Source organism: Nocardia sp. CDC160, assembly GCF_035818795.1.
Taxonomy (GTDB): Bacteria; Actinomycetota; Actinomycetes; order Mycobacteriales; family Mycobacteriaceae; genus Nocardia.
The window spans coordinates 220,732-232,504 of sequence record NZ_JAYKYT010000004.1; the positions used below are offsets into that span (position 1 = coordinate 220,732).

Here is an 11,773-nt window from a genome sequence, read left to right on the forward strand (position 1 = left end):
CTAGTCGCCCCACCGGTAGCCGTAACCGCGGATGGTGGTGATCAATCCGGGCCGGTCGAGTTTGGCGCGCAACCCGGTCATGTGCACATCCAGCGACCGCGACACCGCCACGAACGCGTCACCCCAAATCCGGTCCATCAACTGTTGGCGGCTCACCGCCGCCCCGGGCCGTTCGGTCAACACCTGCACGAGTTCGAATTCCTTGGCCGTGAGCGCGACCGGCACCCCGGCCACCTCCACGCGGCGCGCCTCGAGATCCACGCGCACGTCCCCGGTCACCACCACCCGTTCGGTGGGCGCGGTGGCCGGGTGGGCGCGGCGGGTGACGGTTTCGAGGCGGGCCAGCAGTTCGGCGATGCGCGGCGGTTTGATCACGTAATCGTCTGCGCCGCCGCGCAATCCGCGCACGATGGAGCGTTCGTCACTGCGCGCGGTCAAGATGATCACCGCGACGGTGCTGACCTCGCGGAGTTGACGCAGCACCGTCAACCCGTCCGCGTCGGGCAGGCCCAGATCCAACACCACCGCATCGAATCCGCGGTGCGCGGTCAACAGATCCGCGCCGCGTCGCATGCGGGTCGCGTGATGGCCGCGGACGGTGAACGCCTCGACCAGCGCGTCACCGACCCCGTCATCGTCTTCGACCACCGCCAACCGCATGGCCCGATTCTCTCCTAGCTCAGCGCACCGACACCCGATCGGGGGCACCGGAGTCGGTGGTGGCGGTGGTTTCCTCGGCGTCGATGCTGGAGTCGGCCGAGGTCTCGCGCATGAGGAAATAGGTGACCAGCGAGATCAACACACAGCCGGACACGTACCAGAAATACAGTGATTCGTGCCCGGCCTTCTTCAACGCCAACGCGATCATCTCCGCGGTGCCACCGAAGATCGCGACCGTCAACGCATACGGCAGCCCGACCCCGAGCGCGCGGATGCGGGTGGGGAACAGTTCGGCCTTCACGATCGCGTTGATCGAGGTGTAGCCGGTGATGATCACCAGCGCGCCCAGCATCAACGCGAACGCCGCGACCGGGTTCTTGGTGTGCCCGAGCACGGTCATGATCGGGACGGTGGCCAGTGTGCCCAATACCCCGAAGCTGATCAGCAGTTTGCGGCGGCCGATGCGATCCGACAGCGCGCCCGCGATCGGCTGCAGCACCACGAACACTGCCAGTGCCACGAAATTGATCCACGCCACCGTCGATTTCGCGATCCCGGAGGTGTTGACCATGTATTTCTGCATGTAGGTGGTGTAGGTGTAGAACGCGACCGTGCCGCCGAGGGTCAATCCCACCACCAGCAGGCATTCGCGCGGATACCGCAACAGCACCGCTAGGGATCCGCGCCCGGCACCGGCGGCGGTCTGCGCTTCGGTGCGGAAGGACTCCGATTCGTCCATGCCGCGCCGCAACGCCATCACGATCAATGCCGCGGCCGCCCCGATCACGAACGGAATCCGCCACCCCCACGCCGACATTTGCGCCGAGGTCAGCATCTGCTGCAACACGATCTGCACGCCGAGGGCCACCAACTGTCCGGCCACCAGTGTCACGTATTGGAAACTGGAATAGAACCCGCGCCGCCCCGGCGAGGCCACCTCCGACAGATAGGTTGCGCTGGTGGCGTATTCGCCGCCGACCGACAAACCCTGCAGCAGGCGCGCCACCAGCAAGATCACCGGTGCGGCCAAGCCGATCGAGGCGTAGGAGGGGGTGAGCGCGATCAGCAGCGACCCCGCGGCCATCACCGTCACCGACAGCGTCAACGCGCTGCGTCGCCCGAAGCGGTCCGCGTAGCGGCCCAATGCCCACCCGCCGATCGGTCGCATCAAGAACCCGACCGCGAACACCGCGGCGGTGGACAGCAATTGGGCCGTGGCGTCCCCGTCGGGGAAGAACGTCTTGGCGAAGTACACGCTGAACGCGGCATAGACATACCAGTCGTACCACTCCACGAGGTTGCCGATCGAACCCCGCATCACATTCGCCACCACCCGCCGTTCCCCGGCCACGTGTGTCCTACTCACAGCTGTTCTCCCTCTAGCGATCACGAATGCCCCATCGCATTCGGGCTCCACTGTGGCCGCCGACACACCCCCGGTAGAAGAGCTGCCGCGGTTTCCTAACCGTCTCTTAGGACGATCGGGTGCGCATCGATGCGGGGAAAACCTCCACGCGGAACCCGCTTCGCGCCTTACCGTCTGGGAAGGCTTGCCTGGTGAGTGGATCGAGAAATGCGATGAATCAACCCAATACGTCCCCGGCCGCGTTCCAAGCGACCGCCGCCATCGACCCGACCGCGATCGCGGTCCGCAATATCGGCGGAAGCCAGAGTTTGACCTGGGGCGAGTACGCCGAACAGGTGCGGGAGGTGGCGGCCGGGTTGGCGGCGCTGGGGGTGGGGCGCGGGGACACGGTGGCGTTCATGATGGGCAACCGGGTCGAGTTCTATCCCCTCGAAGTCGGCGCCCAACACACCGGGGCGACCTCGTTCTCGGTGTACAACACGCTCTCGCCCGAACAACTGCACTACGTGTTCACCAACGCCGGGAACCAGGTGGTGATCTGCGAAGCCCAATACGTCGACACCATCCGCGCCAGCGGGGTGCCGATGCACACGATCGTCGCCATCGACGGCCCCGCGCCCGGCACCATGAGCGTGGCACAGTTGAAACAGTTGGGGCGCAGCGACTTCGACTTCGACGCCACCTGGCAGGCCATCACGGGCGAGGACATCGTCACCCTTTGCTACACCTCCGGCACCACCGGCAACCCGAAAGGCGTGGAGATCACCCACGCCAACCTCGCCTTCGAATGCCGCGCCTACGCCTCGGTCATGCCGGTCGAATTCGGTGACCGCATCACCTCGTTCCTGCCGACCGCCCACATGGCCGACCGGGTCACCAACCTGTACCTGCACCAATACTTCGGCACCCAGATCACCGTCGTACCCGACCGCACCCAACTCCCGGCCGCCCTGGCCGACGTGCACCCGACGATTTGGGGTGCGGTGCCGCGGGTGTGGGAGAAACTCAAAGCGGCTGTGGAGAACTCCGTGGCCGCCGAAACCGACCCCGCCCGCCGTGCCGCCCTCGACTGGGCCCTGGGCCTCGCCCACCGCAAAGCCCAAGCCCAACTCGCCGGTGTGCCCCTCGATGACACCCAGGCCGCCGAATGGGACCGCGCCGACGCCGCCGTGCTCGCGCCGCTGCGCGCGAAACTCGGCCTGGACCAACTGACATGGGCGCTGTCGGGGGCCGCGCCGATCCCGCCGGAAACCCTCGGCTTCTTCTACGGACTCGGTATCCCCATCTCCGAAGTGTGGGGCATGTCCGAGCTGACCTGCATCGTGTCGGTCAGCCCACCCGGGCAAGCCCGCCTGGGCACCGTCGGACGGCTGCTGCCCGGCCTGGAATCCAAAATCGGCGACGACGGCGAATACTTCGTGCGCGGACCCCTCGTGATGCGCGCCTACCGGCGCGAACCACAAAAAACTGCCGACACCCTCGACCCCGACGGCTGGCTGGCCACCGGTGACATCATCACCGAGGACCCCGACGGCTACCTGCGCGTCATCGACCGCAAAAAAGAACTCATCATCAACTCCGCCGGAAAGAACATGTCCCCGGCCAATATCGAAAACACCCTCAAAGCCGCCACCCCGCTGATCGGGGCGATCGCCACCATCGGCGACAACCGGCCCTACAACACCGCCCTGCTCGTCCTCGACGCCGACACCGCCACCGCCTACGCCGCCCGCCACCACCTACCCGACGCCACCGCGACAACCCTGGCCGCCGACAAGACCGTGCTCGCCGAGATCGCCCGTGGCATCGCCGCAGGCAACGCCAAACTCTCACGCATCGAACAGATCAAACGCTTCACCGTGCTGCCCACCTTCTGGGAACCCGGCGGCGACGAACTCACCCTCACCATGAAACTGCGCCGCAAACCCATCGCCGCCAAATACGCCCCCGACATCGACCGCATGTACCAACCCACCCTCGCCGAGGGCGTGCACGAACCCGCCACCGACTGAACGGGATTCGCGGGCCCGCGGGTGCGTATAACCGGGGTATCAGCACCAGCACGGCGCGACCGCCCCACAGTGCGGTCGGCGTAGTGGAAGGCGGGCCCGCCATGTTCGACACCACCCGGGGGTGGGGACCATGAACAGTACTCACCCGGTCGGAGAAAACTCTTCCACCACAACACAATCCGGGCGCGCCGCCGCCGACGCCCGCCTGTTCGAGGCACTGCGGGCCGACGGATTCGACGGGCCCGCCTGGGAATGGGCCCGCACCGAAATGGCCCGCTACGCCCTGGCCGTGCTGCGCGCCTGGCTGGCCACCGGCCACATTCGCACCGAACTGCGCGCCCTCGGCCTGCCCGCCGACCTCACCCCCGCCGAACTGCACCGGCTGGCCATCGACGACGAATTCCGCGACGACCTCGCCGACGCCACCGTCGCGGTCGCCCTGCACGAATTCCGTCGCCGCGCCCTCGAGGGCACCGGCTGGGCACCCGGCGGCGCCGCCCTGACCACCTACCTCACCCGCGGCTGCCTCTACGCCTTCCTCGGCGAACTGCGTGCCCAACGCCGCGCCCAACAACGCCACCAACGCACCGTCGAGGCCGTGCTCCGCCACGAAGCCGCCCGCCCCGACACCGACCACTACACCATCCACGACACCGTGCGCGAACTCACCGACCGCGACCACCTGCGCCACCGCCTGGCCCAACTGTCCGACCGCGACCGCAACATCGTGTGGGGCAAGGCATGCGGACGCACCAACCTCGAAATCGCCGAAATCTATGGCGAATCCGGACCCCGCAGCGTCGAACGACGCTGGTCGCACCTCATGGCCCAGCACGACTGGATCGCGCGCCTGGGCCGCCACGCACGATGACGTGCCGCCCGCAACCCATCCACACCCGGGAGCAACCGTGCACCACCACACCCCCACCCGCCGCCTCGACCACATCTCCGACCTGTTCGAACAATCCTCCTTCGGCACACCCGCCGCGGCCGCGGTGCGCGCCAGCATCACCGACCCCGACGCCGCCCACCCCACCCGCCGCGCCGACTACCTCGCCCACGGCCTCGACCCACACCTGCAACGCCACTACGCGCGCGGACTGCACATCAGCGACCAAGCCATGCACTCGCAGCACACCCCCGAATTCGCCTTCCGCGTCCCCGGCGCCCCCGACACCGCCGACTGGCAGCTGAGCTGGCTACCCGGGCGGCGCCTGACCCGCGGCGAAGCACTGCTGGGCATGATCCTCGACGAGGTCCTGTCCAACCCCGACCTGCTCGACGACCCCGCCATCGGCGACCTGGCCGTCGGCGCGGCCGCCGGAATGGGACTCGACCTGCGCGAAGCCCTGCAAGCCCTGGCCCAACGCTGGGTCCAACGCCGCCACGGCCTGTGCGCGCGCGACCTGGCCACCACCTGACACCCCGCGCCGACGGACCACCGCGTCGACAGACCCGCGCCCAAGGAACGACCGCACATGCACCGGACCCGACCCGGCCACCACCCCGGTCCCGCGCCCCGCCGGATCGCCCGCAGCATCGGACGAAACAGGCTGCAGCACACTGGAATCCACACTGGCACACCCGGATTCATGGTCCTGGCAGACCACGGTCAGTGTCGTGGCGCTGGTGGGCATGAGCTTCGCGTTCGTGGTGACGTTGATCGTGCTCGGCGTGACCGCCGGACAGGCCGGGGCCGTCAGCGTCGGCGTCGTCGCCGCGGTCGTGGCCTGCGTACTGCCCGCCCGCCGCGGCAGCCTCGCCCGACGACTCACCTCGGCCGTGCTGGCCCTGCTCGACGGACGCCACGGGCCCTGAACTGTTCGGACCCGAACCCTTCGTAACAGAGCATGTGCTCTGTTATGGTATGCGGTATGCCCCGTCCCCGCACTCACGACCCCGATCTCGTCCTCGATGCCGCCGAGGCGCTGGCGGTGGAGTCCGGGCCCGCCGCGGTCACCATTCGCGCGGTCGCCGCGGCCACCGGGGTGTCCAACGGGGCGCTGTATCACACGTTCGGGTCGCGGGCAGAACTGTTGGGGCGCACCTGGATTCGCGCCGCCCACCGGTTCCTGGCGCTGCAGGCCGAACTGGTCGCCGCGGCCGGGGACGGGGTCGAAGCGGTGCTGGCCGCCGCCGACGCGCCCGCCGAATTCGCCGCCCGCTACCCGCGCTCGACGGACCTGTTCTTTCGGGTGCGCCGGGGCGAGCTGCTCGGCGACGAGCTGCCCGACAGCCTGCGAGACGAGATCACCGCCACCCAGACGACCCTGGTCGCGTTGATGAAGACCCTCGCGCGCGCGTTGTGGGATCGCGCCGACGCCCCCGCCGTGGACACCCTGACCCTGTGCCTGGTCGACCTGCCGACAGCGATCCTGCTCGAACGCGACCGGCTCACCAATCCCATTGCCCGCCAACAACTGCGCGCCGCCGTGCACGCGGTGCTCGACATCGGGCCCGCACCCGCCCGACACCGCACCTGAGGAAGGAAACCCCCATGCCCACATTCACCTACCGGGACAAGATCGCCGTGCTCGACCTCGGCGGCGACGAGAACCGTTTCTCCCCACAGTTTCTCGACGAGGTCAACCGTGCCCTCGATACCGTGCTCGCCGAGGGCGCGCACGCCCTGATCACCACCGCGGCGGGCAAGTTCTACTCCAACGGCCTGGACCTGGACTGGCTCTCGGCCCACGGTGACCGCGCCGAATGGTATGTCGCCCAGGTGCAGTCGCTGTTCGCGCGCGTGCTGACGCTTCCCGTGCCCACCGTCGCCGCGCTGCCCGGTCACGCCTTCGGCGCCGGGGCCATGCTCGCCATCGCCCACGACTGGCGGGTGATGCGCGCCGACCGCGGCTACTTCTGCTTCCCCGAAGCCGACATCCACATCCCCTTCACCCGGGGCATGGCCGCACTCATCCAAGCCAAACTCACCCCCAAATCCGCGATCGCGTCGATGACCACCGGCCGCCGCTTCGGCGGACCCGACGCCCTGGCCCACGACCTCGTCGACGCGATCGCCGACGCCGACGCCGTCACCGACCAGGCGGTGGCGCTGCTGGCACCGCTGGGCGCGAAAGACCAAGCCACCCTGGGCGCGATCAAGACCACCATGTTCGCCGACGCGGTCACCGCCTTGACCAACGCGTGAACCCCCGCCAGCGGTCAGCGGGTCGGGGCGGCGGCGCGCAGATGCGGAATCAGTCGCGCCGCCACCGCTTCCGGTTGTTCGGCGTGCAGGAAATGACCACACCCGGGCAGCTGGGCATAGGGCACCCGGGCGTGCTCGGCCAGCACCCGCTGCAAGTCTTGGGACATGCAGCCATCGCGCAGACCCGACAGCGCCAAGCTCGGCAGCGGCGCGGGCGCCGACATCAACACCTGACCGAATTCGCGACTGGGCTGGTGCGCCAGCGTGAACAGCGACCGGTAGTAGCGGGTTGCCGCCCACGCCCGCAGTGGATCGGTGAAAACCGCCGCGGTGGGCGCGAAGTCGGCGTCGGTGAACGCCCACCCCGGCGACCAGCGCCGCCACAGCCCGCGCACGAACGCCGCGTCCCGGCGGGCCAGCAGCCGCGGTGACAATCCCGATTGCATCACCGGGATATACGACGACAGCAGCATCTGCTTCGGCAGATACCGCCACATTCCGGTCGCGACCCCGCCGCCGAACGGGGGAATCGCCAACAGCGTCAACGACAACCAGCGCTGCGGCTGCTGTTTGGCCGCGATCATGGCCGCGAACGCACCCCAGTCATGGCCCACCAGATGCGTGGGCGGGCTACCCAATTCCTCGTGCCAGGCCGTCACGTCCGCGCTCACCGCCATCAGGTCATAGCGGGCCGACCGCGACGCCGAGGCGGGGGTGTAGCCGCGCAGCCACGGGGCCAACACCTGAAAACCCGCTCGCACCAACAACGGAATCACCCCGTCGAACGAGTGCGGGGTGTCGGGGAACCCGTGCCACAGCATCACCAGCGGGGCATCGGGCGGGCCGAACCGGCGCGCGGTCAAGGTCAGGCCGGCACGGTCCAGGGTCAGGGTGGACTCGGTCAGATCCGAGGTCATAGCGGTTTTTCCTAGTCGTCGATCAGATCGCGCGGTCAGCGGCCCCGCCACACCGGTGGCCGTTTCTCCACGAACGCGCGCATCCCCTCGGCCGCGTCCTGCGACGACAATGCCGCGGCCGCGACCTGGCCCTGGCGGCCGAATGCCTCGGCCACCGACCAATCCGGGCACTGTTCGATGATCTGTTTGCTGGCCTGGATGCTCAACGGCGCGTTGACCGCGATCCGCTCGGCCAACACCAGCGCCGCTTCGAGGGCCTGGCCGGGGTCGACGACCTGGTTGATCAACCCGATCTGCGCGGCCCGCGTCGCCGTGATCGGATCACCGGTCAACGCCAACTCCATCGCCAGCGCCCGCGGTAGTCGCTGCGACAGCCGCAACACACCACCGCCCACCGCGACCAGACCGCGTTTGACCTCGGGAATCCCGAACGTCGAATCCTGTGCGGCCACAATCAGATCCGCCGCCAACGCCAGCTCGCACCCACCCGCGAGCGCCGGACCCTCCACCGCGGCGATCAACGGTTTACTCGGCGGCACCGACACGATGCCCAGGATGCCGCGTTTCTCGGTCACCGGCACCTCCCCGCGCGCGGCGGCCTTGAGATCCATTCCGGCACTGAAGAACCCGCCCGCCCCGGTCAGGATCGCCACCCGCGCATTCGGGTCGGCCTCGAAGGCGTCGATGGCCCGCTCGAGCCCCAATGCCGTGGCCAGATCGATCGCATTGCGGGCCGCCGGACGATTGATGGTGATGATCATGACGTGGTCGCGGCGCTCGATCAGCACCGGAGCCGGTGGCGGCGACGGCAACTCGACCCGCTCACCACCGGTCACCGACACCGTGTCACCGCTGACGGTGACCGGTCGACGCAACCAATCCGCGTCGGTCAACCCGGTCAACACCTCGGAATCGGTGGTGCGCAGCAGAACTCGCTCGCCTGCGGGCGTGAGTAGGCTCACGATCGCTGCCTCGGGCTGTCCATCGCGCCCGTAGGGCAGCGTGTAGGCCTCCACGACCGCCTCGCCTTCGTAACCGGTGCGGGCCGGGCGGGCCGGGGGATGCTCGATGACCGGCGTCAGATGCCGGTAGGCGCGTCGCGGCGGGGTCGCGGAGTAGACGCCGAGCGCGTGTTTGGTCAGATACCAGCCCAACGAGGTTGCCAGGCCGAAGGATTCGGGTTCGGCGCGCAACCGCTGCACCAGCGTCGCCACCGCGTGCCCGCCGTAATTGTTGCCCGGCCCGCCACCGAAGGTCAGCCCACCGGTCACCGACAACGGCCGCTTCAGGTCATCGATCGGCAAACCCAGCTCGCGTGCCGCGATCTGCACCGCCACCGGGAAACACGCATACAAGTCGATGTGGGTCAGGTCCTCGGCGCTGATCCCGGCATGCTCGAACACCGCCGCACCCAGGGCCGCGATCGCCGGGGAGGCGGCCAGCTCCGCGCGTTCGCTGACGAACCACTCCTCGCTACCCGAGGCCCCCGCATGCAGAAACACCCACTTGTCCTGCGGCACACCGGCGGCTTCGGCCGCGGCGGCACTGGCCACGATGATCCCCGAGGCCATGTCCACGCTCAGGTTCGCGCATTCGAGCTTGGTGTAGGGCGCGCAGATCATGCGGTTGGCCTCGGTGACCGTGGCGATCTGAGCGGGCGAGAATTCTTGCGGCTGCCACGCATTCGGGTTACCTGCCGCCACCGCCGACAGCCGCGACCACAACTCGGCCACCGCGGCGGCATGCTCGGCGGGCGTGCGCGCGAGCCGACCCCGATTGGCCGACTCGAGCAGCGCGTACATGGTGATCGGTGCCTGCAACCCGACCGCCGTCTCGGCGGCGTTGTTGGCGGGCTTATCGATCCCGACCGTGCGCGTCGGTGCAACGCCCGAATCCTGGACCGGCCAATCCAGGTCGATCCCGGCCCGTTGCGCCGCCGCCTGGGTGGCACCGGCTTCGGCGCCGGTCACCAACACCAGCTCATAAGTACCGGCTGCGATCGCCGCGGCCGCCTCATTGAGCACCAACTGCCCGCCGTCCCCGCCGAAGGGACTCGACTGCACCGTCTCGACCCCGCCCGCCCCGACCGCGGCCGCCACCAGCGCACCCAGATCCCGGTACTGCCACGAGGTCGGCGCGACCGCGAACACCGCGTCCGCGCGCGCCAACAACCCCGGCCCGGCCCCGCAATCGGCGGCGGCGGCCCGCAACGCCCGCACCGCCAACTGCGACGGATCGGGATAGCCGGGATCCGGGGTGCGCGCCACCACCTGCCCCACCCCGATCACCACCGGCGTGTGGGGAGCCAACACCGTCCCGGAAGCCCGGTGCCGCACCGCTTTCGCCGCCGCCCGTCCCGAACTGCTCGTGGTCCGTGCCGCCGCGATCGCGGCAGGCAACCCGGCCAGGGAATCGCGCAGCGCGTCGGCGAGCCCGCGCGCCACCGTCGCCCCCAACGGGCCCTCGATCGGCTGCCCCGACAGCCCCGCATCCACATACACGATCGACCCGGACCCGTTGGGGGCCACCGTGATCCACAAACCCAGCACCAGCCCTTGCGGTCCGGTGCCGCGCAACGCCAGCCCACTGTCGCCGACCTCGGTGACGATCCAGGCCAGATCCGCTGGAATCCCCATGAACTTGGCGATCTGGGTGAACTCCACGCCCACCGCCGCCGCACCCGGGGCGTCGCCGCGCCAACCGCCGTGGAAACTCACCCAGTCGGCCAGCCTCGACAACTGCGCCAGATACGCCAGCGTCGCCGCCGCCCCGGTCTCGAGCTCCTGATGGGCGTGCGCGGTCCGCACATACTCCGACAGTCCGGGCGGCACGGGGTGTTCGGTCGGGGCGGGCGCGGTCTCGGATTCGCTGCCCAGACCGGTGAATCCGGCGATCAGCTCCCGCACGATCCGCGGATCGCGGCGCACACTGTCGAGCAGCTGCCCACCGGCACGCAACCCTTTCCGCACGCCGCCCTGCGGATCGAGACCTTGCTCGACCACCGCCCGCAAACGCCGCAACCCCGGCACCGCACTCACGGCCCCACCTCCACATCGAGGACACCGAAACAGCTTCTGGCCCTCACGGTATCGACGCCACCGGCCCACGGGAAGACAGAACGACGGTAAACACCCGACTTCGCACCCCCAACACGCCTACGCCACCGTCGTGGCCGCCCGAGCGCTCACAGCGCGCGGGCGAACCACACCTGATCGAGCATCCGAATCCCGTCGACCTCGACGTACTCCGGATAGCCTCGCTCGGGGGTGAACACGTCGGGCACGATGCGCGTCATCCGGAACCCGCACCGCTGATAGAAGCGCAGATTCCCGACATCGGCGGTCGCGGTGGCCAACTCCAGGCGCGTCACCCCGGCCGCGGTGGCCGCGGCCACCACCGCCTCGATCAACGCCCGTCCCACCCCGGTGCCCCGAAACGGTTGCGCGACCGCGGTATTGGTGATCTCCCACACCGGCTCGCCATCCTCGGGCACGGCCTGGATGTGACCGATCACCGCCCCGGATGCGTTGCGCGCCACCCACACTCGCCCGCGCTCGAGATATCCCGCCAGCAATGGTTCGGAATCTTCGGCCAGCCGAAACGACCACACGATCTCCGCGCGGTCGCCGTGAAACTCCTCGACCCGCACCGCATCCGGCATCGTCAG

The 11,773-nt window shown here is 69.1% G+C and carries 11 protein-coding genes; 6 read left to right on the forward strand and 5 right to left on the reverse strand.

What is annotated here, in order from left to right; genetic code table 11:
* Together VMT40_RS22375 and VMT40_RS22380 are read right to left on the reverse strand one after the other, a co-directional pair.
* Nucleotides 1–660, reverse strand: a complete 660-nt coding sequence (locus tag VMT40_RS22375; RefSeq protein WP_326360558.1) for a response regulator transcription factor — start codon at nt 658–660, stop codon at nt 1–3.
* Nucleotides 661–679: 19 nt separating this feature from the next.
* Nucleotides 680–1,978, reverse strand: coding sequence for an MFS transporter (locus tag VMT40_RS22380; RefSeq protein ID WP_326361726.1), 1,299 nt, complete (start codon nt 1,976–1,978; stop codon nt 680–682).
* A gap of 260 nt (nt 1,979–2,238) precedes the next feature.
* Between VMT40_RS22380 and fadD11 the strand changes: the two genes are divergently transcribed.
* The 6 genes from fadD11 to VMT40_RS22410 all read left to right on the forward strand — a co-directional run bounded on the left by fadD11 (nt 2,239) and on the right by VMT40_RS22410 (nt 7,189).
* Entirely contained in the window at nt 2,239–4,038 is a 1,800-nt protein-coding gene (gene fadD11 / locus VMT40_RS22385; protein ID WP_326360559.1) for a fatty acid--CoA ligase FadD11, read from the forward strand.
* A 130-nt stretch (nt 4,039–4,168) separates the two neighbouring features.
* A complete protein-coding gene (locus VMT40_RS22390; RefSeq protein WP_326360560.1) occupies nt 4,169–4,909 on the forward strand; it encodes a hypothetical protein in 741 nt (246 codons plus the stop codon).
* A 37-nt stretch (nt 4,910–4,946) separates the two neighbouring features.
* Nucleotides 4,947–5,459 (forward strand): hypothetical protein, encoded by a 513-nt coding sequence (locus tag VMT40_RS22395; RefSeq protein ID WP_326360561.1) that lies wholly within the window; start codon nt 4,947–4,949, stop codon nt 5,457–5,459.
* 199 nt (nt 5,460–5,658) lie between these two features.
* Nucleotides 5,659–5,856 (forward strand): hypothetical protein, encoded by a 198-nt coding sequence (locus tag VMT40_RS22400; RefSeq protein ID WP_326360563.1) that lies wholly within the window; start codon nt 5,659–5,661, stop codon nt 5,854–5,856.
* A 56-nt stretch (nt 5,857–5,912) separates the two neighbouring features.
* The gene (locus tag VMT40_RS22405) at nt 5,913–6,521 is read left to right on the forward strand and encodes a helix-turn-helix domain-containing protein (protein WP_326360564.1); all 609 of its coding nucleotides are present in this window, start codon (nt 5,913–5,915) and stop codon (nt 6,519–6,521) included.
* A 14-nt stretch (nt 6,522–6,535) separates the two neighbouring features.
* On the forward strand, nt 6,536–7,189 hold the full coding sequence (locus VMT40_RS22410) for an enoyl-CoA hydratase-related protein (RefSeq protein ID WP_326360565.1): 654 nt from the start codon (nt 6,536–6,538) through the stop codon (nt 7,187–7,189).
* 14 nt (nt 7,190–7,203) lie between these two features.
* Here the strand turns inward: VMT40_RS22410 and VMT40_RS22415 are convergent, their stop codons facing one another.
* The 3 genes from VMT40_RS22415 to VMT40_RS22425 all read right to left on the reverse strand — a co-directional run bounded on the left by VMT40_RS22415 (nt 7,204) and on the right by VMT40_RS22425 (nt 11,767).
* Nucleotides 7,204–8,106 (reverse strand): alpha/beta fold hydrolase, encoded by a 903-nt coding sequence (locus tag VMT40_RS22415; RefSeq protein ID WP_326360566.1) that lies wholly within the window; start codon nt 8,104–8,106, stop codon nt 7,204–7,206.
* A gap of 35 nt (nt 8,107–8,141) precedes the next feature.
* Nucleotides 8,142–11,144 (reverse strand): crotonase/enoyl-CoA hydratase family protein, encoded by a 3,003-nt coding sequence (locus tag VMT40_RS22420; RefSeq protein ID WP_326360567.1) that lies wholly within the window; start codon nt 11,142–11,144, stop codon nt 8,142–8,144.
* A 146-nt stretch (nt 11,145–11,290) separates the two neighbouring features.
* Nucleotides 11,291–11,767, reverse strand: a complete 477-nt coding sequence (locus VMT40_RS22425) for a GNAT family N-acetyltransferase (RefSeq protein ID WP_326360568.1) — start codon at nt 11,765–11,767, stop codon at nt 11,291–11,293.
* Nucleotides 11,768–11,773: the final 6 nt, after the last annotated feature.

Excerpts from the sequence above, each read along its gene's own strand:
- VMT40_RS22425 (WP_326360568.1), bottom strand. The coding sequence starts at position 11,767 with ATGCCGGATGCGGTGCGGGTCGAGGAGTTTCACGGCGACCGCGCGGAG.
- VMT40_RS22410 (WP_326360565.1), top strand. The coding sequence starts at position 6,536 with ATGCCCACATTCACCTACCGGGACAAGATCGCCGTGCTCGACCTCGGC.
- VMT40_RS22415 (WP_326360566.1), bottom strand. The coding sequence starts at position 8,106 with ATGACCTCGGATCTGACCGAGTCCACCCTGACCCTGGACCGTGCCGGC.
- VMT40_RS22375 (WP_326360558.1), bottom strand. The coding sequence starts at position 660 with ATGCGGTTGGCGGTGGTCGAAGACGATGACGGGGTCGGTGACGCGCTG.
- VMT40_RS22380 (WP_326361726.1), bottom strand. The coding sequence starts at position 1,978 with ATGCGGGGTTCGATCGGCAACCTCGTGGAGTGGTACGACTGGTATGTC.
- fadD11 (WP_326360559.1), top strand. The coding sequence starts at position 2,239 with ATGAATCAACCCAATACGTCCCCGGCCGCGTTCCAAGCGACCGCCGCC.
- VMT40_RS22405 (WP_326360564.1), top strand. The coding sequence starts at position 5,913 with ATGCCCCGTCCCCGCACTCACGACCCCGATCTCGTCCTCGATGCCGCC.
- VMT40_RS22390 (WP_326360560.1), top strand. The coding sequence starts at position 4,169 with ATGAACAGTACTCACCCGGTCGGAGAAAACTCTTCCACCACAACACAA.